Source organism: Alcanivorax sp. (assembly GCF_019431375.1).
In the GTDB taxonomy this organism is placed as follows: Bacteria; Pseudomonadota; Gammaproteobacteria; order Pseudomonadales; family Alcanivoracaceae; genus Alcanivorax; species Alcanivorax jadensis_A.
This window is the reverse complement of record NZ_CP080267.1, coordinates 2,763,760-2,786,088: the sequence shown is the minus strand read 5'-3', so window position 1 is coordinate 2,786,088 and position 22,329 is coordinate 2,763,760. Positions and strand designations below refer to the sequence as shown.

Below are 22,329 nucleotides of genomic sequence, written 5' to 3'. Positions count from 1 at the left end.
TTGAGAACGCCTCAACATCGTGCGTTTTACCCCTGCAGGAGACCCGTTGATGACCGCCCATGCCCATGCTGCGCTGGAGCAACTGACTGATTTGCTTGGCAATCGCCTCCTTACCGACCAGGAAAGCGCCCAGCGCTACGGGGTCGACTGGACCAAGGTATGGGCCCCGGCCCCTACGGCCATCGCGCTGCCGGAGACCATCGACGAAGTGCAGCAGATCGTGGAAATCGCCAACGACCACGGCCTGCACCTGGTGCCGTCCGGGGGCCGCACCGGCCTATCCGCGGGGGCGGTCGCCGCCAACGGCGAGCTGGTGGTGGCCTTCGATCGCATGAACACAATCCTGGATTTCAACGAATTCGACCGCGCCGTCACCGTGCAGCCCGGCGTCATCACCCAGCAGCTGCAGGAATTCGCCGAAGAGAAGGGCCTGTTTTACCCGGTGGACTTCGCCTCTGCAGGCTCCAGCCAGATTGGCGGCAACATCGGCACCAATGCCGGTGGCATCAAGGTAATCCGTTACGGCATGACCCGCGACTGGATCACCGGTCTGAAAGTGGTCACCGGCAAGGGTGAGCTGCTGGACCTGAACAAGGGCCTGATCAAGAACGCCACCGGCTACGACTTCCGTCACCTGTTCATCGGCGCCGAAGGCACCCTCGGCTTCGTGGTAGAAGCCACCGTGAAACTGGCCCGCCAGCCGAAAGACCTGACCGCCCTGGTTCTGGGCGCCCCAGGCTTCCGCGAAGTCATGAAGATCCTGCATGCCTTCCAGCAGGACATCGATCTGACCGCCTTCGAATTTTTCTCCGACAAGGCCATGGCTCACGTGCTGGAACACGGCGTGGCCAAGCCCTTCGATACCGAGTGCCCCTTCTACTGTCTGCTGGAATTCGAGCAGCTGTCGGAGGCCACCGGCGACCAGGCCATGGCCATCTTTGAGAAGTGTGTAGAAGAAGGCTGGGTGCTGGACGGCGTCATGAGTCAGTCCCTGCAGCAGCTGGACCAGCTGTGGCAGCTGCGCGAACGCATCTCCGAATCCATTGCGCCGCACACCCCCTACAAGAACGACATCTCCGTGACCGTGGCGAAAGTGCCGGACTTCGTGGAAGACATCGACAAGGTGGTGCAGGACGCCTACCCGGATTTCGAGATCGTCTGGTTCGGCCACATCGGCGACGGCAACATGCACCTGAACATCCTCAAGCCCGCCGACCTGGCCAAGGAAGATTTCTTCGCCAAGTGCAATAACGTGTCCAAGTGGGTGTTCGAGATCGTGCAGAAATACAACGGCTCCATCTCTGCGGAACACGGCGTGGGCATGACCAAGAAACCCTACCTGGAATACTCCCGCAGCCCGGAAGAGATCGCCTGCATGAAAGCGGTGAAACACGTCTTCGACCCCAACAACATCATGAACCCGGGGAAACTGTTCGATGTTTGATGAAGTGAACACCCCGGTGGATCAGGACGGTTACCAGCATCGCTGGATCGACGGCTCCCCCATCGACATTCCGGTGGGCAAGGCCGTGTGCGTGGGCCGCAACTACGCCGACCACGCCAGGGAACTGGGCAATGATGTGCCAGATGCCCCCATCCTGTTCATGAAGCCGGCCACCTCGCTGGTGAGTCTGCACGAACCCCTGGTGCTCCCCAAAGGGCAGGGCGCCGTGCACCACGAAGTGGAAATGGTGGTGCTGATCGGCAAACGGATTCACAGGGAAACCGACCTGGACAACGTCCGCTTCAGCATTGCCGGCTACGCCGTGGGTCTGGATCTGACCCTGCGTGACGTGCAGAACACCCTGAAAGAAAAAGGGCATCCCTGGGAACGGGCCAAGGCCTTCGACGGCGCCGCCCCGGTATCCGGCTTTATCGATGCCCGCGGCATTTCCGTAAAGCAGAAGCTCAACGTGACCCTGGAAATCAACGACGAGGTGCGCCAGCACGGGCACACCGGCCAGATGCTGTTCCCCACCTTCGAACTGCTCAGCGAAATCAGCCAGACCTTCACCCTGGAACCCGGCGACCTGGTCTTCACCGGCACCCCCGCCGGCGTCGGCCCGCTCAACAGCGGTGACAAGTTCACGGCGCGGCTGGGCAATATCATTCAGGTGTTCGGCTCCGTCGCCTGATGGTTAGCCCCTGAAGGAGCGCCCTTCCTGGGCGCGATCCTGCTGCCTGGGCAACCAGGCGCGGTATTGGATCATGGCCGATAGAGTAACGAAACCGTCATCGCTCAAGGGCCAACAATGTTTTAGCCCGAGCCCCAGTCAATGATTCATTCAAACAGCGCTTCTGCCAGCTTCGCCTCATCAAAATGCCTCCTACCCTTGAAGGCAATCGCATGCTCCCCCGGCTGCCGCATGGCACCGGCGGAGGGTATCCCCATGGGCCACAGATAAAACCGCTCCCCCCGTTTCGACACCGGCACCAGTCCTTTTCCATTGAACAGACTGCCGATACGGCCATCCGGTTGCGGCAGCGCACGCAAACGATCGGCGCTGGCAAACGAGTAGGGCGTCACCGGAAGACTGTCGTCCACCCTGCCGACTTGGACCAGGTAATGGGTGTCCGGCTCCAGTAACAGACTGACGCGTTGATCGCGGGCATCGGCAACGGTTCCCGGATAGAGGACAGGTTTGTCGCCTTTCATGTCAGCCGGTTTCAGGTTCGGATCCACCGGATAGATCTTGTGGTAACAGCCGCAGGGATGAATGCTGTCGTAGAACAACACATGGCCATCCGGCTTCAGGGTAACGCGCCAAATCAGACCATCCAGCGTTCCACCATAGCCGTCCAGCCAGCCGGTTTTGGGCCTCTGGCTGAACCAGAACTGGTAGTTGAGTTGCAGCAGGTTCTGGCCCTGAAAACGGGTCCAGCTGATCCAGGTGTAGCTGACGGGTTCCCGGGTGTTGATCATCGGCAAGCCGCTTTCATCCAGCTCAACGCGACCGGGCCGATTCCAGGTTTGTGTATCTGCCACAGAGAGCGCCGGAGCGTAGTGTTTCAGCAGTGCCTGGCGTTGTTCGTCATCGGGAAGAGGAATCTGCAGCGGGTTATCCGACAGGCTCGATGGCGTTACCGGCGCCTCGGAAGAAACGAGTGGTGCGAATTGCTGCCTGGCCCTGGGCAAAGGCGCATTGAAACGGGCGGTCATGGTTTCGTGGTAATCCTCGATGAAACCGGCGGCCAGCCTGGCAGTGACGGGATACAGGCCGATCACCCGCAACCAGGTGGCATAGCTGTCCGGGATGTCAGCCTGGGGCAGGGCGGCAAACTCGGTACGTGCGGCCAATACCGGGAGGCAGGTGTTCAGCAGCGCCTGGGCGGATGCCGGGGTGAAGCCATCACCCTCTGCAGGTAACCGCTGGCTCATCAGTGCCTGATCCTGCCAGGCCTTGGCAGTCGCCAGACGAATCCAGTGTTGCTGCTGGGCTTCGGTGCTAGCCTGCTGTTGCTGATAAGCCAGCCAGCGATTGATACCCAGGTGGGGATAACCCGGCAGGGTCTTCGCCTGGGCATCCTCGATGCCGGCGTGAGCCAAGGCCTGCTGCAAGGCGAAGAAGGCTTCTTCACAGTCGGTGTTAGTCTGCTCGTCACTCTGCCCGATCAGGGGCAGACTGAGCAGCAGAGCAATCAGAGCGTTGCGGATTGCGTACATACGCCTCCAGTGCGACCAGCGCCGCTTCCATTTGCCCCGGTGCCAGCCTGTCGGCCAGCCATTGCGGAATCCCGCCGCCCGGGTCTACCCGTTGCCGGTATACCACGCGGGTACCGCCGTTATGATCCTGCGGCCGCAATGTCCAACTGCCTTCCGTATAGGTTACTCGCACATGGCCGGGTTGTTCAGGCCAGGCGTCCGGTCGGCCTGACATAGTGAGCTTCACGGGATTACCGGGGTGACGTTCAAACAGGATCACCGCGTCACGACCGCTCAGTGGCCAGGGCGCCCGGCGGGCCATGTAAATCAGGGTTTGGGTGTCAGAAGGGCGATCAAGGACGGTGAGCGCTTCGAGACCCGGCATCCACTGGCGAACATGGCAGGGTACTTCCAGTATTGGCAGTAATACATCCAGCGGTATTGGCAATTCTGCCTGTAGCTCGAAGCAATCCGGGCCGGGCATCGATGTGCGGCTGACAGTGTCCGCCCTGGCAATAAGCCCGAGACCCAGTAACAGCGGCAATAGCAGGTTAGGCTTCCAGCGCATCCACAAAGACCTGTCGCAATTGTTCTGTTGTCAGCGTAGCCGGTTGAGGGGAAAGCACCGTAATGCGTACCGTCCCCGGTTTCATCAGCAATCCCTGTGCAGGGAGAACCTCACCGCTGTTGTGCAACACCACAGGGATCAATGGCGCCCCGGACTGCTGTGCCAACCACAAGGCACCGGACTTGAAGGGCTGCAGGCGACCATCGCGGCTGCGCCTACCCTCCGCAGCCAGTACCACCGCATCGCCCGCAGCGAGTGCAGGTAGAACGGGCGCCAATACTTTTGGGCCCAAGCCCTGTTCCCGTTTCACGAACACAGTGCCGAACATCCGCATCAGCGGGCCCAATAAAGGGTGGAACTGCAATTCATGTTTGCCGATAGCGACCATGTCGCGCCGTACCAAGGACGCCACGATGATCGGGTCTGTGCCGCTTTGATGGTTGATGACAAAAATCGCCGGACGCCGCCCCAGAAGGTGGCTCTCTCCATCGACCTGCAAGCGAATACCTGCCAACCCCAGGCCCAGCCAGCAGACCACGGCGATACCCAGATTGGTCGCTCGGCGCCTACCCAATGGAAGACACACCACAAACAACACCATGCCAACAATAGGCGGGATCACAAACGCCAGTGCACTGCGAATCCCGATGGTGATGTGGTTAAGCATCAGCGGGAGTCCTTACATAAAATAAACCCATCAGGTTATTACCATAAGAACAACGCTACCTGCACCAAGTGGTGACTATTCCTCCTCGAACGCATCCCGATGAAACTCCGCCGCTTCCATCACCTCACGGAGTCCGCACGCCATCAATTCCGGCACGTCGCCGCCGGCCAGCACCGTTAATATGGTATGCACACCCCGGGCGAGAGAGGTCAGGTTGTAGCCGCCTTCCAACACCAGTACCAAGCGGCCATCGCAGTGTTTGTCGGCAATGCCCTGCACGATGCTGGTGAGCACGGCGAAGCCGTCGTAGCTCAGGTTGAATGCCATGTCGTTGTGGTGGGGGTCGGTGCCGGCGGAGACCAGTACCAGGTCGGGCTCAAAGCGATCCGCGGCGGGAATCAGGATATCCCGAAAGGCTTTTTCCATGGCGATGTCGCCAGCGGCTTCCGGTAAGGGCACGTTCACCGTATAGCCCTCACCCAGGCCGGCGCCCACCTCATTCAAGTTGCCGGACCCCGGGTAAAAGGGTGCGGCGCAGTGGGTGTCGAAGAACAGGACATCCGGGTCGGCCCAGAAGATGTCCTGGGTGCCGTTGCCGTGATGTACATCCCAGTCAACGATCAGGATACGCTCGCAACCCAGTTTTGCCTGGGCATGGGCGGCGGCCACGGCCACGTTATTGAACAGGCAGAAGCCCCGCGCCCGCACCGGTTCCGCATGGTGTCCGGGGGGACGCACCAGGGCGAACGCGCTTTGCGTTTCCCCCTTCACCACGCTCTCCACGGCGGCAATGGCATTGCCCGCCGCAGAGGTGGCTGCCGGAATGCTCTCCGGTGACACGGCGGTGGTGTCGCTGTCCAGCCAGGCGCGCTGCCCTTCCAGGGAAAAGATGTGGTCCAGATAGGTAGTGGTGTGGACACGACCCAGTTGTTCGTAGGTGGCGCGCGGGCCGGACTGGAACTGCACACCGGGGATGGGCTCCTGCTTGAGCAGGTCCATGATGGCGGAGAGCCGACCGGGATGTTCCGGGTAGTTCCATTTAAAATTCAACCCACCGAGAATATTCCTTACCCGCTTTTCCACCCGGCTGGGCAGAAAGGGCAAATCCACTTGCGGATCATGGCCGAGCATTACCTCGTCATAAAACACGGTTACGCTGCGCGACGCTGACACTCGTGACTCCCTCACTGGATGTGTGTCTTCGTTTGATTCTCCGCGCCCCCTCCACGTAACGCAACAGCACGACCTTCCATGGCCGCTGTTATCCGGATGCCAATAGCGCTACGTTTACACCACCCGAAAATGCTTGCGCAGATTATCGTTCACCCAGCCTCCCAGACGCTCTCGGCCGATGCTGTTGATGAAGTCCCGCACCTCGTCGGCGTAGGCACCGTCCTCTTCGAGAATATGGTGTAGCAGCCAACGCTCCAGCAGGCGCAGTAGCTCCTGGGCCACCGCTTCCCCCTCGTCATTGCGGCGCAGCAGGGATTCGATGTGGAAGGTGAACTGGCGGTGTTTGTGGTGGTGGTCATCCAGACTCTTGTAACCGGCCCGCTCCATCAGCGCTTCCTCGAAACTGAAGTGGGATTCGGTGTAATCCACCAGGTCGTAGAGCACCCGGGCCACCCCCAGCTGGGCATCAGGCTGATCGACCAGGCGATCCAGGTCGTTGATGTAATCCACGATGCGTTTGTGCTGCTGGTCGATGACCAGAATGCCCAGTTCATAGGTCGGGCCCCATACGATGCGCATGATCCGTCTCCGGTTGAAGATGCGGCATTTCACGCTAACAGGGCTGGTAAACGGGAATGTAGATATAGATCAATGTTTGAACAGCTTGGTGCAGCCCCGATTGATGCCCTGGAAAGGTCGCCCCTACAGACGGTGGAGGGTAAAAGCTGGATAATGGCGCCCCTAGCTCACCATTTCTTAACCCCGGTAGCCCCGCCATGGAAATCAACGTCAACTTCCTCGATAACCTTCGTCTGGAAGCCAAGTTCGACGACTTCACCGTCATCACCGACCAGCCCATCCGCTACAAGGGCGATGGCTCGGCGCCCAGCCCGTTTGACTATTTCCTGGCCTCATCGGCCATGTGCGCGGCCTATTTCGTGAAGGTGTACTGCAAGGCCCGGGATATCCCCACGGACAATATCCGCCTGTCGCAGAACAATATTGTTGACCCGGAAAACCGCTACAACCAGATCTTCCGCATTCAGGTGGAGCTGCCGGAGGATATTTCCGACAAGGACCGCCAGGGGATTCTGCGCTCCATTGATCGCTGCACAGTGAAGAAGGTGATCCAGACCGGGCCGGAATTCCAGATCGAGGAAGTGGACAACCTGGACGAGGATGCCCAGGCCTTGCTGATGGTGCAGCCGGACGAGCAGCACCGCACCTTTATCGAGGGCAAGGATCTGCCGCTGGAGCAGACCATCGCCAACATGAGCGCCATCCTCGAAGCGCTGGGCATGAAAATCGAGATCGCCTCCTGGCGCAACATCGTGCCCCATGTCTGGTCCCTGCATATCCGCGATGCGGCCTCGCCCATGTGCTTTACCAACGGCAAGGGTGCCACCAAGGAAGCAGCCCTGTGTTCCGCCCTGGGCGAGTTCATCGAGCGGCTCAACTGCAACTTCTTCTACAACGACCAGTTCTTCGGTGAAGAGATCGCGGCCAGCGACTTCGTTCATTACCCCAATGAAAAGTGGTTCAAACCCGGCCCCAATGATGCGCTGCCAGCAGGCATCCTGGATGACTACTGCCTGGGCATCTACAACCCGGACGGGGAGCTGGGCGGCTCCAACCTGATTGATACCAACTCCGGCCGGGTGGACCGGGGCATCTGCGCGCTGCCCTTTGTGCGCCACTCCGATGGCGAAACGGTGTACTTCCCCTCCAACCTGATCGAAAACCTGTTCCTCAGCAACGGCATGAGCGCCGGCAACACCCTGGCAGAAGCCCAGGTGCAGTGCCTGTCGGAAATCTTCGAGCGGGCGGTGAAGAAGCACATTATCGAGGAAGAAATCACCCTGCCGGATGTGCCCGAGTCCGTGCTGGCCAAGTACCCGACGATTGTCGAAGGCATCCAGGCGCTGGAAGAACAGGGCTTCCCGGTGCTGGTGAAGGATGCCTCCCTGGGTGGCCAGTTCCCGGTGATGTGCGTGACGCTGATGAACCCGCGCACCGGTGGAGTGTTTGCCTCCTTCGGCGCCCATCCGAGCTTCGAGGTGGCCCTGGAGCGCAGCCTCACCGAGCTGTTGCAGGGCCGCAGTTTCGAGGGCCTCAACGATGTCCCTCCGCCCACCTTCAACAGCCAGGAAGTCACCGAACCCAATAACTTCGTGGAGCACTTCATTGATTCCACCGGCGTGGTGAGCTGGCGCTTCTTCAGCGCCCAGGCGGATGAAGACTTCTGCGAGTGGGACTTTTCCGGAACCAATGACGAAGAAGCGGCGCGGCTGTTTGCCATTCTCGACGATCTGGAAAAAGAAGCGTATGTCGCGGTATACGACCAACTGGGTGCGCCGGCCTGCCGAATCCTGGTGCCGGACTTTTCCGAGGTGTACCCGGTGGAAGACCTGATCTGGGACAACACCAATATGGCGCTGGATTACCGGGAAGACATTCTCAACCTGCATCGTCTCGACGACGACCAGCTCAGCCAACTGGTAGAGCGACTGGAAGAAAGCCAGATCGACAACTACACGGACATCATCACCCTGATCGGCATCGAGTTCGACGAGAACACCGTGTGGGGCCAGCTCACCGTGCTGGAGCTGAAGTTGCTGATCAACCTGGCGCTACAGCGTCACGACGAAGCCCTGGAACTGGTGGATATGTTCCTGCAGTTCAACGACAACACGGTGGTGCGCGGGCTGTTCTACCAGGCCATGCGGGCAGTGCTGGAAATCACCCTGGATGACGAGCTGGAGCTGGCTGACTACCTGCGCAACTTCCAGCGCATGTTCGGTGAGGACACCATGGACGCGGTGGTGGGCTCAGTGAATGGCACGGTCCGTTTCCACGGCCTGACGCCCACCAACATGCAGCTGGAAGGGCTGGAAAAACACCAGCGCCTGATTGAAAGCTACAAGAAGCTGCATGCAGCTCGAGCTGCCAGGGCAGGATAACCAAAACACTGGCGAAGCGGACACAAAAAGCGCCATTAGTGCTTCCTGTGTCCGCTCTGATGACGCCATGTTCCCGGGATTATTCCCCGCCTGTTTCCGTCTTTTCCAGATATACCCGGGCCTGCCGCAATTCATCCCGGTCACTGTTTTCCGACATGACAGCAACCACTTGCTCGTAGTAGTCCCTCGCCATGCCCGGTTGCCCCGCCAACCGGGCGGCTTCGGCGGCACCGGCAAGGCTGCGCAGGCGTCGTGCGCTGCGCTCCAGGGCCTGCTGGTAGGTAGCGAGCGCCTGATCATACTGGCCAAGGGCCAGCTGCAGGTCACCGAGCAGCTCCCCGGCCGGTAACAGTTCGCCCGGTGTCACTGGATGTTTCTCGGTGGCAGCTTCCATATCGGCAGCAGCCTGCAGGTTTTCCAGGGCCTTGTCGGTATTGTTAGCGGCAAATTCCAGCCAACCACGCAGCGCTTGCTGCTGGATAGCCACCTGATTGGACCAGTATGGCGAATCTATCTGCCCCCGCAGGGTTTCCATGGCCGTCAATGCCTGGCCGGCGCGCTCTTCATCCCCCAAACGAGCAGCACCCAGCCCCCGGGCGAAGTGGGTCATGGCTTCCGTGACCGGGGCTTTTTCCCAGGGATAGCTGGCAGGATCACGCAACGGCAGATCCGCCGCTGCCATCCAGTCGCGGCGCTCCAGGGCCAGGCGAGCCGGTACCGCCGCCAGCGCATAGGCGCTGGCCAGGTGGGGCTGGAGGCGATCTTTATATTCGGCCAACCATTGGCCTGCCTGCTCCGCCTGGTCGGATTCACCGCGCTGCAAGTGTGCATAAACCAGATAATCGATGGCGTGGGCAAAATGTAGCGAAGTGGCCGTATCACTGGATATCTCCAGAGCCGCCTTGGCAGACCGCTGGTTATAGTCGATCACCTCCGGCCACTGCCCCAGCCGGGTGAGGATATGGCTGGGCATGTGCAGGGCATGGGGGACTGATGGTGCCAGCTTTCCGTAATGAAGCGCCACTTCCTCCGCCTCGGCGGCCAGGGCCGGGTAATCGAAGGCATGAATCAGGTAATGGTGAGCTCCGGGGTGATCCGGGTGCTCTTCCAGCACGCCTGCCGCCAAGGCGCCGGCCTGCCTCTGTTTACGATATTCCTTGTCGTCGGCACTGGCGGTTCCCAACAACGCCAGGGCATAAAAACTGCTGGCCTCCGGATCATCGCCATATTGCTGATATGCCTGTTTCCAGCCTTCCTCAAAGGCAGCCAGGTGGTCAGCCTCACTGCGCTGCTGGTCGCCCGCATAATAGCGGCCGGCGGCTTCAATAAACGCCTCCACACGGGGGCTGCTCTGCGATGACTGGCGCGCTTGGCGCAGGTGCCCCTGGCCCGCCTGGTATTCCTCAGCGGATGGCGGGTCCGACCAGAGCGGGTGGACATAGGTCATGGCCACCCCCCAGTGAGCCATGGCGCAATCCGGCTGCTGATTGGTAGCAGCGGTAAAGTGCTCGCGGGCCTGGTCATAGGTCATGTGATGTAACAGCTTCAGAGCCCGCTCAAGTGTGGGGGCTACCGCACTGTCACAGGACGCGGAAAGACGTTGGCTAGCGTCCGGTTCTTCGGATGAGGAGGCTTGTGGCGGTTCGTCACCGCAAGCCGACAGCAGTGCAAACAGCACCACCGACAGGGCTATTCTGAGTGATTGTGACAATGACATGACCATTTCTCCCTGGAGCGGGTTGGGGAAAGGGCCATCGGCTTGTCAGGCAACATCGTTGTGTAGAGCAGGGCCGCTGGCCCTAATTCCCATATTAGCACTGCCTCCACACCGCCGACGTCATGGTTTGTGTGTCTCATCGTCAAGCAACGTTTCCCGCAACAGGGGGCCATCAACATGCTTTTTGCCAATAGCCGCATCCTTTGCATGCGGCTGCGAGTGCCCGCCGAACAGAAAGCCACAAGCAGCGCCAATGAGAGGCTCGTGGCGAAGGCGTAAATCGACCGTGATCCGGGTTTATACTGGTTCATATCACCTTCCCCGCTTCCAGGAGAACGGTATGAGCGTTCGCGACCAGTTAGAAGCCACCATCCAGGCACTGGTACAGGATGGCAAGGGCATCCTTGCCGCTGACGAGAGCCACCCCACCATCGCCAAGCGATTCGCGGCCATCAAGGTGGAATCCACCGAGGAGAGCCGCCGCAGTTATCGCTCACTGCTGCTGTCGACCACGGACCTGGGGCAGTTCATCAACGGCGTCATCCTGTTCGAGGAAACCCTGGAACAACGGGACGAGACCGGCACGCCCCTGCCGGAACTGGCCGCACGGCAAGGCATCGTGCCTGGCATCAAGGTGGACAAGGGCAAGGTGGCACTGGCCAATGCCCCCGGCGACGAGATATCCCGGGGCCTGGATGGTCTGGAGGCCAGGGTGGATGGCTATGCCACTCTGGGGGCACGGTTTGCCAAGTGGCGCTGCGTTTATCACATCGGCCATCACAATCCCTCCCGTCTGGCCATGGAAGCCAACGCCAATGTGCTCGCCAGCTACGCCGCCACCTGCCAGGAACGGGGGGTGGTGCCCATCGTTGAACCGGAGGTTTTGATCGACGGTGATCACACCCTGGAACGCTGCGCCAGGGTGGCCGAGGCGGTATTGCATGACGTCTTTACCGCCCTGTACCGCCACGGGGTAGCCCTGGAGTACATGCTGCTCAAACCAAGCATGGTGACGCCGGGCAAGAACCATGAACAGCAGGCATCGCCCCAGGAGGTTGCCGAGGCTACTTTGCGGGTATTCCGACGCACCGTGCCCGCCGCTGTGCCCGGTATCAATTTTCTGTCCGGTGGCCAGACGCCTGAGGAGGCCACTCGCAATCTGAATGCCATCAATAGCCTGTCCCGGCGCCCCTGGAATCTCAGCTTTTCCTACGGTCGCGCCCTGCAGGAGCCCGCTCTCAACGCCTGGCAGGGTAACCCTGCACAGACCCTGACCGCGCAACAGGCCCTGCTCCACCGGGCCAGAATGAATAGCCTGGCGGTTCGAGGTCAGTATCGTGATGAGCTGGAGCGTGAGTGATAGCCTGTGGTAGGGAGCCTCAACCACCGTGAAGCGACATTTCAATCGGAGTAAACTGGTATGCAGGTGACAGGCCAGTGCCGAAGGGCAAAGGAGGCTCACCATGACAGGACAACATACCCCGGCACCTGAAAGTGTGGCACGCGCCTATGAACAGCGACTGGTGCCTGCCCTGTTCGAGGAATGGGCACCGCGGGTAGGCGCCGCGGCGGAAATACTACCTGGCCAACGCGTACTGGATGTTGCCTGCGGCACCGGCATTCTGGCCCGAACCGTGGCCAGGTGCACTGGCTCCGATAGCTTGGTGTCGGCGGTGGATCTCAACCCTGCCATGCTGACGGTGGGCCGGGAGCGCTCACCCGAAATCGATTGGCGTGAAGGCCCGGCCGAGGACCTTCCCTTTGATGATGCGCTGTTCGATGCTGTTGTCAGTCAATTCGGCCTGATGTTTTTTCCTTCGCCAGAATCCGCGCTTGAGGAAATGATGCGCGTCCTGAAACCGGGGGGGCATCTGGCCGTGGCGGTGTTCGGTTCTCTGGACTCCCTACCAGCCTATGCGGCCATTGCTGATGTGTATGAACGACAGGTCAACAAAGCCGTCGGCGATGCGCTGCGTCTGCCCTTCTCAATGGGCGATACCCGGAAGCTCGCTTCCTGTTGCACCGCAGCGGGTATCGACACGGCTGACATCACCCCGCATGAAGGCAGAGCGTATTTTGCCGACACCAGAGAGATGGTACTGGCAGATGTGGAAGGCTGGTTTCCTTTTGCCGAAATACATCTGGATGACCAAACCCTTGAGGCGGTTATCGACGAGGCCGAAAAAGTGCTGGCACCATTTCGCACAGAGCAGGGCGGGATAACGTTTCCGGTTCCGGTGTACATCATCGCTGCAACGAAGACATGACAATACACCTCGATCACACCATCGACCCTTCCCGGGACAGCAACGCTGCGGCGGCGTTGCTGGCTGGCGTCCTGGAACAAGCCCGACGGGCATGTCTGGGAAATACTCACGGTCAGTTATGACCGGCAACCGTTTCCGGCGCTCGACACGGCGGAAACTGGGAGTTGATGGTCAGGACATTGGCATTACCGCCCTGTTGGAATAGAGCAGTGTCGGAGTTCAGCTCCTCAGGCAACGACCTCTATCACCACCTTGCCCCGACAGCGACCCGTGCGGCTACGATCATAGGCTTGCTGACTTTGCGCCAGAGGAAAGATGCTGTCGATGATGGGGCGCAGTTTGCCGCTCTCGACCAGGTCCGACAGAGTGTCCAGATCCCGCTTCCAGGATTCCACCACCACAGTGCCGCAATGCTTGCCGAATACCCGATAGAAAGGTGTCACCAGCATGGAGCGGGCGTCACCGCCGGTGGAGATAAACCAGCCATCCTCGGCGATCAATTCGTCACAGCTTAGCGGTGATTCGTAGGAAGTGACGTCGAAGACCAGATCGAAGGACCCCGACGTTTTGCGGTAGTCGCCCTGGGTGTAATCGATGATCTCGTCGGCACCCAGCTCCCGGACAAAGTCCGCATTACGACCGCTGCATACCCCGGTGACATGGAGCCCCATGGCCTTGGCAATCTGCACCGCAAAGGTACCGACACCACCGGAGGCACCGATGATCAACACCGTCTTGCCGGCTTCCGCCTTGCCCTTGTTCAGGCCTTGCAGGGCGGTCTGGGCGGCAAGCGGCATGGACGCCGCCTGTTGAAAGGTGAGCGACGGTGGTTTTTTGGCAATACGTTTCTGATCGATGCGGGTCAACTCTGCCAGTGACGCGGTACGCGGGCGCATGTCCATGCCGTAAACCGCATCGCCAATCTCGAAGTCCTGCACCTTGCTGCCCTTGTCGATGATCACACCGGCCAGGTCATCGCCGAAGAAAGGCGGCAGCTTGTTAACCAGCAGAGGGGACAGCGCCACCGCCGCATGGTAGTTCAGCTTCCAGTCCTTGGGATTCACGGAGGCCGCATGCACCTGCACCAACACATCATTGGGCCCCAAGCGGGTGGGCGCGGGGATGTTTTCCAGGACCAGTTTGGCAGACAGGCCCCAGCCTGATGTGGTGACGGCTTTCATGGATTCGGCTCCGTGATGAAATCAGCGAAGCCAAGCTTAGCAAAGAGGGACGTGAAGGGAGTGGTCAGATAACGCCAAGGGAGGGGAGCTTTGTGTCAATACAGCGGCAGGCTTCAAGCCACAAACTGCAAGGCGAATCATCGCTTCAGATGATGGGAAAGGTCTGCGCCGCGCCGTAGCTGTCAGCCCGGATCGACTTTGCCGCGCAGGGATTTGGTTCTGCCCCGTTTGGTCTTGCTGTCCATGCGCCGGCGCTTGCTGCCCAGGGTAGGGCGGGTGGCTTTGCGGGTTTTCTGCTCCACCGTCACGCTTTTGATCAACTGGGCCAGCCGGGCCAGGGCGTTTTCCTTGTTCATTTCCTGGGTGCGAAACTGCTGGGCCTTGATGACCACCACGCCATCGCTGGTGATGCGCTGGTCACTGAGCGCCAGCAGGCGCTCCTTGTAGCGTTCTGGCAAGGAGGAGGCGCGAATATCGAAGCGCAGGTGAATCGCTGACGCGACCTTGTTCACATTCTGGCCGCCGCTGCCCTGGGCACGGATCGCCTGAAGGTCGATTTCCTGTTCCGGCAGGGACAGGTTGGGGCTGATGTGTAGCATGGCGCTACTGTAGCGGCTTCGGGGAAAGAGGAGCAAGTCGCTACGCGCAAGCGGATCGTCATTGTTCCAACGAACCCCGCCGCGGGGTTCGCTCCCTAACAGAAACTCCTGCAGCGTCCACCGTCCTGCTGCAGGAGCTTGGGCCTTGCGTTTAGTTCTTCACATCCCGGTCGTAGTTCAGTCGCTTGGCCGCATCCAGGGTCAGCAACTGCATGAAGGCCTTGGTTTCGGAATCCGAGCCGGTAGGCGTATTACCGTCGCCACCGCCAAAGACATACTGTGGGACCTTGCGCTGGGCAAAGGCTTCTGCCCAGATTTTCTGGATCTCGATTTCCGCATCCAGCTTCTGCGCCAGGGCGTTATCCGCCTGCAGCACGGCTTTCTTCTGATAGGCCTCCGCATCAGCCAGGGTTCGACGGGTTTCTGCTTCGATGCGCGCTTTCTCCAGGTTGACCTGAGCGGTCTGTTTGTCGATTTCCGCCTGTTCCTGTTTTTTCTGCGCTTCGGTAATGGCCAGCTGTTTCTCGGTTTCCGCTTCCGTAGTGCGCTGGATCTGATCCACCTTGGCCTTGGCCTGACGCTCGGCGACTTCCCGCTCACCCCGGGCGATGGCCAGCAGCCGCTGCTCTTCTTCCTGCACCCGTTGTTCCCGGGCAATGGCCCGATCCGCAGAGGCTTTCTGCTTGAGCTGCATGCGCTCTACAAACCGCTGATTCGGGTCCATCTGGGTGATACGGGCTTCCACCACCGACACGCCGTAATCGATAAAGCGCTGGGATTTGCGCCGTGGAATGCCGGTATCGTCCAGCATCTTGCGGACCACGAAGACCACCTTGGAATCATCGCCGTAATCCTGCTGCTGGGTGCCCATGGCAACATTGGCGCTGCCTCTCACATCACCCACTCTCTTTTCGCTTATCTCTTCCCGGCGAACAATGTAGATGCCATTGATCATCTGGTTCTCGAATTCGGTATTGAATTCGGTGCGACCGCCGGAGTAGTACTCCTCGGCGCTCATCAACGACGCATTGGCCTGCAGGGTTTCCTTGAAGGCGGGAATCAACGCGGTGCGCAGCAGGTTTTCCGGGTTACGGTATTCATGGGCCAGCTGCAGGAAGCTGTCCTTGTCGGTGGGGATAGTAAAGCGCACCGTGGCCTGGGCATTGGCATCCACCTGATCCAGGAACATGATGTTCTGGGGCGGCAGGGCGGCAGAAGTTTCCGAACTTTCCACTTCCACATAGGCCAGGTCTTCCGTACCGCCTTTCACTGCCTGCACCGTCAGCGCCCGTTTCCAGGAATTCCAGCGACCGAAGAAAAAGAACTGATAGCCCACATCCGACACCACCTGTTCCTGACCGGTGATGGTGCGCACGTGATACACATAGCCGGGTTCGGCATAGAAAATGGATTTGTTGGCAACTACCACCAGTACCAGTACACCGATCACGACCCCGATCAGCTTTGGCACGGGCAGGGCGCCCTTGAGCTTGTCCTTGAGCATGAATGTTCCCCCAGAGAGTCAATGTGAAAGGGGAATATTCTAGTGGGCGTTCCGGGAAAGGATAGTGGGCAATGTCTTACATTTGGGATCTTGCCGATAGCAGGGCAACAGCGTGCAGTACGGGTATCGGTCAGGCAGAAACAAGAGGCTCAGGATCGAGGTACGAGTTGCGAACCCCTGACGTGCCGGCTTTTCGCAACTCGTACCTCGTGACTCGCTTACCCCACCGGTACCGCGAAGTGGAGCATCACATGGACCTGCAATTCACCAACCAGGAAGCCGAGTAGTGCCCCCACAGTAATCAGGATCCATTCGTCCTGATGGAAAGCCGGCCTGAGAAGACCCTCGAATTCCTCCTCGGTGAGTTCCTGCATCTTGGTCACCAGCAGGTTTTTCAGGTCCATGGCTTCTTCGGCGTAGGCTTCCATGTGGGTCAGGGTTTCCGGCAGGTGCTGCATCACCTTCTCGGATACGGAGCGTTTCATTTCCTGGTACTTGGTGCTGCCCACGGCGAACACCACCAGCGGCTTGGCCAGGCCGGCCTGTTCGTCCATGGTGCGCTGCACCTGTTTCTGGACGAGGCCGAACAACCGGTCGGACATGGGCCCGGTGAGGATGGCACCGATCACCGCCGCCGGGGTGACGATCTCTGTGGCTACCAGCTCCCCATAGCGGGCCGCCACCTGTTTGCGACGGCGCAGGAACAGCCCCTGCCATTCGAACAGGCCCAGATAACGCACCGGCTGTTTCGGGTTGAAGATCATCTTCAGGGCCAGCCAGTCGGTGAACCAGCCGGTAAACAGACCGAACAGCGGAATCACCCAGATGTTATGGGTCATGGCCCAGACGATGGCCTGCACGATGCCGATGGCAAAACCGAAGTAGATGCCGGAGTTGCGGATAAACTTGAACTCCACATGACCGGCTTCCAGAAACACCCGGTTGAGCAACTCCTTGTCACGCACCAGTGCACTGGTGACCAGATCCTTGAGATCAAACACCCGAGTGATGTTGCTTTTGATGTCCGTCATGATCTGCTCGACCATGTGCGGCGCTTCATTCTGAATGCGCTGGATAATCAGGTTCTTCACTGATTCCGGCGCGGACTCCCACAGACCCGGCTGGTATTCGGCAGCCACCTCGCGGGTGATGTCTTCCACGGAACGGATCAGCGGTTCGCGGATTTCCTTTACCACCCGTTGCGGATCCAGCTTGTCGAACACATCCTCGGGTTTGAGCAGCCGCTCCATCATCAGGTCGCAGGCAATGCTGGCCATGGTGGCGGCCTTGCGCGGTACGATGCCCTGCCAGCCCAGGAAAGGCCGCCAGCCCACAAAATTCAGTGGCTTGAACATCATCTTGATGGCCACCACCTTGGTGTAATAACCAATGGCAGCCGCCACAAAGGGCATGGCCAGATACAGAAACCAATTGGCCTGAATATCCGCCAGAATCAGATTGATATCGGTAATCACTGGGCTACTCCTCAGTTACTGCTGCTTCGCTCAACAACGCCCACACCTTGTTGCCCACCGGGCTCATGTGGAGAGTTTCACGACGGACTTTCAGTTTTGGGGAGTGTGCTTTGAGCGCCTCTTCCGCCTTGCGGTAATCGCTGTCACCTTCCAGCAACTCGTAATCCATGCGCCGCGCTTCACTGAACCCGGACGCGACCACCAGACCGCGAGCAAACAGGCGGTTCAGGTAGAAGGCAATGAAATCCGTGCACTGGATACCAGCGGCCCGGCCGATATTGGAATGGCGATGCAGGACCTCACCCCGTGACAGACGCCCGCCGGTAAACAGGGTCAGCATGGGGAAACCGCTACCATCGGACAGGGCAGCCAGCAGACGGGCTTCATCGGCGGTGGTGCCCGCCAGGACCTGGCTGACCAGCATGGCGCGGGCCTGCTCCTGGCTCTGCTCCATGGACACTTCCAGCAATTGCTGAAAACTGTCCGCGGTTCCCCCGAGGGTGCCAGGTTCATTGAGCCCTTCCAGGCGATGCTTGAGGCCCTGAAGGACATCCTGCTCCACCTGCTGCAGGCGTTCGTCGGCACGCTGCACCGGCGGCAATTGATACAGCAAATGCTGTATTCGCGCCCGCAGGGCAGCGGGCGAGAGTGGGGAATCAGACACGGTTGTTTCCTGTTCTTATTGTGGTTTCGGGCCTTTGTGGCTTACCGGTGTGTCCCGGTATCGCCAGAGATAAACAGAGACCGCTTTATTATTGAGTGTGCTCGGTTTTCATTTTTGTGCAAGTTACCGTGCGTATGTTTTACGCAACCCCCGCGGCCGTGGCTTCATGGCCGCTCCCGCAAGGCCAGCACCCGCTCACGCAGATCATCCGCACGCACCTGTTCCGGCGCCACCGCGTCACCCACCGCCAGTTTGATCCGCGACCAGAATCGTCGCGGCAGCCGGGTGAGCGCTTTGCCACCCTTGTGGCTGAAGAAGCTGCCCCACAGACCAGACAGGGCCATGGGAACCACCGGTACCGGATAATCGGCGACGATTTTTTCGATGCCGGCACGGAATTCCGCCACCTCGCCATCGTCGGTGAGCTTGCCTTCCGGGAAGATGCACACCACTTCGCCTGCCTCAAGCTCCTCACGAATGCGCACGAAGGCCCGCTCATAGATCGCCGGGTTACGAGCCTTGGAATCGATGGGGATGGTCTTGCCGGTACGGAAAATATAGTTGAGCAAGGGCATGTCATAGATGGGTTTGAACATGACAAACCGCACGGGGCGACGGATAGCTCCGGCCAGCAGCAGGGCATCCACATAGCTCACATGGTTGCACACCAGCATGCAGGGACCTTCGTCAGGAATATGCTCCATGCCATGGTGCTTCACCCGGTACATGGTGTGGGTGAGCATCCATACCAGCAGGCGAATAAGGAATTCCGGCACCACTGTATAGATGTAGCTGGCCACCAGCACATTGGCCAGCGCCAGCGCCAGGAAGAACTGCGGCACGGTCAGTTCCAGCAGACCCACCAACACGATGCCGGCCACCGCCGAACCCACCATCAACAGGGCATTGAGAATGTTGTTGGCCGCAATGATCCGCGACAGGTGTTTGGGGTTACTGCGGTGCTGAATAAAGGCGAACAACGGCACGATATAAAAGCCACCGAACACGCCGATACCAAGCAGATCCATCAGTACCCGGTAACCACCGGCTTGCTGCAGGAAGCCGGCGATATCCACCTGGCCATTGCCTGCCAACCCGGCGTAGGAAAAGAACAGATCCACCCCGAATACACTCAGGCCAATGGAGCCCAGCGGTACCAGCCCCAGTTCTACCCGTTTGCCGGACAACTTTTCGCAGAGAAACGAGCCCAGGCCGATACCGATGGAGAAAGTCCCCAGCAGCAACGCATAAAGGCCGTCGGTGCCCAACAGGTAATCGTCCACATAGACCTTCAGCTGGGTGGTGTAGGCGGCACCGAGGAACCAGAACCAGGAGATGCCCAGCACGCACATCCACACGGATTTCACTTCCCGGGCATAGCCGACGATATGCCAGGTTTCCTTCCACAGGTTCCAGTTGATTTTCAGCCCATCGTCCGCCGCCGGCGCAGAGGGGATGCCGCGAGCTGCCAGGTAACCGAGCAATGCCAGCCCTACAACAGCGATAGCCACCACGGCATCGCCTACACCCTCCATCTTCAACAGCACGCCGGAAATGGACCCCAGTAGAATGGCCAGGAAGGTCCCCATTTCCACCAGCGCATTACCGGATACCAGTTCCTTGTCATCCAGCTGCTGGGGAATGATGGAATACTTGATCGGGCCGAAGAAGGTGGACTGCAGGCCCATGCAGAACAACACACCAAGCAGGAAATACACCGCATCAAAGAAAAAGCCCACGGCGGCGGCAGACATGATGCAGACTTCCACGAACTTGATCTTGCGCACCAGCGACGCCTTGTCGTACTTGTCCGCCACCTGGCCGGCCAGAGCCGAGAACAAAAAGAAGGGCAGGATAAACAGGGCCAGCGCCACGTTGTTCAGCGTATTGACGCTGACAGCGGTCACCGCCCCGGAGGCGATCAACAGGATCAGCGCCTGGCGGAACACGTTGTCGTTGAAGGCCCCGAGAAACTGGGTAAAAAAGAAAGGCCCGAAGCGACGAGACGCCAGCAGAGAGAACAACCCTTTTTTCATTTTCTCGCCTTGCAGTTCATGTTTGGGGTTGGGTGAGTGGCAAGTTACAAGTTGCAACTTTCAACGCGGGCACGGCCCTTAAAAGCGTAAAAAAATCATCTCGCGCCTTGCAGCTTCAAGCTTGTAGCTTGCTACTCCAGCCCCGCCCAACTGTTCAGATAGTTTTCCAGCAACGAATCCAGCATTGCCTGCTCATCCACATCGCCGGCCACATCCAGTTTGTTTTCCGCCGCCAGTACCGCAATGCCGTGGACACTGCTCCACAAAGTGCGTGCGGCCAGGTGGATGGCGTTGTCTGACTCGCCCTCCGCCAGCCGAGCCATCTGCCGCTCCACCCGGGCAAACAATCTGGCCGTGCGCTGCTGATACCAGTCCGGCACTGGCGCCGCTTTCTGCATGCGATGCATGAATACCATCTGCCAAAGGGCGGTCTGTTCCCTGGCCAGGGCCAGGTAGGCGCTGGCCATATGGTGCAGGGCCTGCTGCGGGGAGCCTGTGTTAACGGTTTCCACCTCTGCCAACAGCGCATCCAGGGTGGCAGCATTGGCGTGCAGAATCAGATCATCCAGGTTGGCGAACACATGGTAGAGCATACCCGGGGTATAACGGATTCGCTCCGCCACCTTGCGCACACTGAGTTTCGCCAGCCCCTGTTCCTCCACCAGTTCGCGTACCGCATGAACGGCCAGTGCCTGCAGTTCCTCACGGCTGTGTTGGTTACGACGTGCCATGGTAAATGCTCAACTCTGTATTTCTCGTTGCCCGAGCCGTCTCCCGGGACGATGAGCCCTCCAATGACTGAGGCAATCACCGTCCGGAATGACGACCTGTACAGTAATGCGGGATGTCCTTCAGACTTGCCCGTTCTCTGTTCCAAGCCGTGACAGAATCGCCCGGGCCCGCTCGGTCTGGCTATCGCCGATACCCGCATCTGCCATGCGCTTGTCCAGGCTATCCATCTGACTGTCGCCGGTCTGCCAGTCGCAGTGGATCTCACTGTGCCACAACAGCCGGCATTCTTCCTGCCGTTGCTGGATCTGCTGCAGGGTCTGCTTGCTGTCGCTGAGCCGCTCGGCCAGTCCGCGCCCCTGCGCTTCCCGATTCCGGCTTTGTCCAAACAGGGCTTCCTGGGTTCTCGCCAGGGACTGTTCATGGCGCAGGGTTTTCAACTGGTCCGCCGCCTGCTGGATGAAGCGCTGGTACTCCGCTTCCTGCTGATTCAGGGCAATGCCCTGTTGCTCAAGCCGCGCCTGTTGCTGTTCCAGGTCGGCCAGCCGTTTGCCGATATCCAGGGCCAGCGTTTCCTCGCTGGCAGCCAGGGCCTGGCGGGCACCCTCTTCGTAGTAGCGTATCTGACCGGCCAGCTCGTCGCTGCGACGGCGGTTAAGTTTCTGCTCAGCCATCAGCCGCGCCAGTTGTCGGCGGGCATCGCGCAGGGAGTGCTCGGTTTCATAGAGCTGCTGATCGAGCAGCAGCATGTCGTTGGCATTGACGATCTGTTCCATACTGACACGGGCCTGGCCGCGCATCAGCGTTTTTAGTTTGTTCCAGGCGGTAGCCATAGCGCTCTCCTCGTTATCGGTTTAATCCGTGTATTCCTTGAGTAGACGTTCGGTCTTCGCCTCACTGATGCGATTGATCAGCCGCCGCGCTTCGTGGTCATCGCGCAGGGTCTTGGCCAGGGTGATGGTGGAGCCCACCACGAACATGATGCCCATCACCAGGTAACCCTTGATCCACAGGTCCGTGGGCAGCCAGACGATGCCCAGAATCATCAGGCCCAGGCTGATACCAAAGGCCGCCTTCACGTAGAACAACCAGCCGCCGGAATGGCGTTGAATCGCGCTCTCGTCCATGGGATATCCCTCTCGGTCT

20 protein-coding genes are annotated in these 22,329 nt (G+C 59.6%); 5 read left to right on the top strand and 15 right to left on the bottom strand.

Going from position 1 to position 22,329, the window contains the following annotated elements; translation table 11 throughout:
- Window positions 1–49 precede the first annotated feature (49 nt).
- Together KZ772_RS12980 and KZ772_RS12975 are read left to right on the top strand one after the other, a co-directional pair.
- Complete coding sequence (locus KZ772_RS12980; RefSeq protein WP_290536959.1) at window positions 50–1,444, top strand: FAD-binding oxidoreductase; 1,395 nt, start codon at window positions 50–52, stop codon at window positions 1,442–1,444.
- On the top strand, window positions 1,437–2,135 hold the full coding sequence (locus tag KZ772_RS12975; protein WP_290536958.1) for a fumarylacetoacetate hydrolase family protein: 699 nt from the start codon (window positions 1,437–1,439) through the stop codon (window positions 2,133–2,135). The genes KZ772_RS12980 and KZ772_RS12975 overlap by 8 nt, the downstream gene beginning before the upstream one ends.
- Window positions 2,136–2,281: 146 nt before the next feature.
- On the opposite strand, the gene KZ772_RS12970 is transcribed toward KZ772_RS12975, so the two are convergent.
- From KZ772_RS12970 to KZ772_RS12950, 5 genes are all read right to left on the bottom strand, one after another.
- On the bottom strand, window positions 2,282–3,664 hold the full coding sequence (locus tag KZ772_RS12970) for a hypothetical protein (RefSeq protein ID WP_290536957.1): 1,383 nt from the start codon (window positions 3,662–3,664) through the stop codon (window positions 2,282–2,284).
- A complete protein-coding gene (locus KZ772_RS12965) occupies window positions 3,600–4,211 on the bottom strand; it encodes an START domain-containing protein (RefSeq protein WP_290536956.1) in 612 nt (203 codons plus the stop codon). The genes KZ772_RS12970 and KZ772_RS12965 overlap by 65 nt, the downstream gene beginning before the upstream one ends.
- Window positions 4,195–4,878 (bottom strand): lysophospholipid acyltransferase family protein, encoded by a 684-nt coding sequence (locus tag KZ772_RS12960; protein WP_290536955.1) that lies wholly within the window; start codon window positions 4,876–4,878, stop codon window positions 4,195–4,197. The genes KZ772_RS12965 and KZ772_RS12960 overlap by 17 nt, the downstream gene beginning before the upstream one ends.
- Before the next feature lie 75 nt (window positions 4,879–4,953).
- A complete protein-coding gene (locus tag KZ772_RS12955) occupies window positions 4,954–6,051 on the bottom strand; it encodes a histone deacetylase (protein WP_290536954.1) in 1,098 nt (365 codons plus the stop codon).
- A 114-nt stretch (window positions 6,052–6,165) separates the two neighbouring features.
- A complete protein-coding gene (locus KZ772_RS12950) occupies window positions 6,166–6,630 on the bottom strand; it encodes a bacteriohemerythrin (RefSeq protein WP_290536953.1) in 465 nt (154 codons plus the stop codon).
- Window positions 6,631–6,827: 197 nt separating this feature from the next.
- Here KZ772_RS12950 and KZ772_RS12945 point away from each other — a divergent pair, with 197 nt between their 5' ends.
- Window positions 6,828–9,011 (top strand): OsmC domain/YcaO domain-containing protein, encoded by a 2,184-nt coding sequence (locus KZ772_RS12945; RefSeq protein ID WP_290536952.1) that lies wholly within the window; start codon window positions 6,828–6,830, stop codon window positions 9,009–9,011.
- Window positions 9,012–9,090: 79 nt separating this feature from the next.
- Here the strand turns inward: KZ772_RS12945 and KZ772_RS12940 are convergent, their stop codons facing one another.
- A complete protein-coding gene (locus tag KZ772_RS12940) occupies window positions 9,091–10,728 on the bottom strand; it encodes a hypothetical protein (protein ID WP_290536951.1) in 1,638 nt (545 codons plus the stop codon).
- Between the two features lie 340 nt (window positions 10,729–11,068).
- Between KZ772_RS12940 and KZ772_RS12935 the strand changes: the two genes are divergently transcribed.
- Together KZ772_RS12935 and KZ772_RS12930 are read left to right on the top strand one after the other, a co-directional pair.
- The gene (locus KZ772_RS12935) at window positions 11,069–12,088 is read left to right on the top strand and encodes a class I fructose-bisphosphate aldolase (RefSeq protein WP_290536950.1); all 1,020 of its coding nucleotides are present in this window, start codon (window positions 11,069–11,071) and stop codon (window positions 12,086–12,088) included.
- 103 nt (window positions 12,089–12,191) lie between these two features.
- On the top strand, window positions 12,192–12,995 hold the full coding sequence (locus KZ772_RS12930; RefSeq protein ID WP_290536949.1) for a methyltransferase domain-containing protein: 804 nt from the start codon (window positions 12,192–12,194) through the stop codon (window positions 12,993–12,995).
- A 227-nt stretch (window positions 12,996–13,222) separates the two neighbouring features.
- Here the strand turns inward: KZ772_RS12930 and KZ772_RS12925 are convergent, their stop codons facing one another.
- The 9 genes from KZ772_RS12925 to KZ772_RS12885 form a co-directional block, all read right to left on the bottom strand.
- Window positions 13,223–14,176: an NAD(P)-dependent alcohol dehydrogenase gene (locus KZ772_RS12925; RefSeq protein ID WP_290536948.1), complete on the bottom strand. Its 954-nt coding sequence runs from the start codon at window positions 14,174–14,176 to the stop codon at window positions 13,223–13,225.
- A 182-nt stretch (window positions 14,177–14,358) separates the two neighbouring features.
- Window positions 14,359–14,775, bottom strand: coding sequence for an alternative ribosome rescue aminoacyl-tRNA hydrolase ArfB (arfB, locus tag KZ772_RS12920; RefSeq protein WP_290536947.1), 417 nt, complete (start codon window positions 14,773–14,775; stop codon window positions 14,359–14,361).
- A gap of 151 nt (window positions 14,776–14,926) precedes the next feature.
- The gene (locus KZ772_RS12915) at window positions 14,927–16,279 is read right to left on the bottom strand and encodes an SPFH domain-containing protein (protein WP_290536946.1); all 1,353 of its coding nucleotides are present in this window, start codon (window positions 16,277–16,279) and stop codon (window positions 14,927–14,929) included.
- 218 nt (window positions 16,280–16,497) lie between these two features.
- A complete protein-coding gene (locus KZ772_RS12910) occupies window positions 16,498–17,754 on the bottom strand; it encodes a DUF445 domain-containing protein (protein WP_290536945.1) in 1,257 nt (418 codons plus the stop codon).
- A 4-nt stretch (window positions 17,755–17,758) separates the two neighbouring features.
- Window positions 17,759–18,418, bottom strand: a complete 660-nt coding sequence (locus KZ772_RS12905; protein WP_290536944.1) for a hypothetical protein — start codon at window positions 18,416–18,418, stop codon at window positions 17,759–17,761.
- 164 nt (window positions 18,419–18,582) lie between these two features.
- Entirely contained in the window at window positions 18,583–20,454 is a 1,872-nt protein-coding gene (locus KZ772_RS12900) for an MFS transporter (protein WP_290536943.1), read from the bottom strand.
- A 131-nt stretch (window positions 20,455–20,585) separates the two neighbouring features.
- Complete coding sequence (locus tag KZ772_RS12895) at window positions 20,586–21,185, bottom strand: TetR/AcrR family transcriptional regulator (protein WP_290536942.1); 600 nt, start codon at window positions 21,183–21,185, stop codon at window positions 20,586–20,588.
- A 120-nt stretch (window positions 21,186–21,305) separates the two neighbouring features.
- A complete protein-coding gene (locus tag KZ772_RS12890; RefSeq protein ID WP_290536941.1) occupies window positions 21,306–22,016 on the bottom strand; it encodes a PspA/IM30 family protein in 711 nt (236 codons plus the stop codon).
- Between the two features lie 21 nt (window positions 22,017–22,037).
- Window positions 22,038–22,310, bottom strand: coding sequence for a YiaA/YiaB family inner membrane protein (locus KZ772_RS12885; RefSeq protein ID WP_290536940.1), 273 nt, complete (start codon window positions 22,308–22,310; stop codon window positions 22,038–22,040).
- Window positions 22,311–22,329 lie beyond the last annotated feature (19 nt).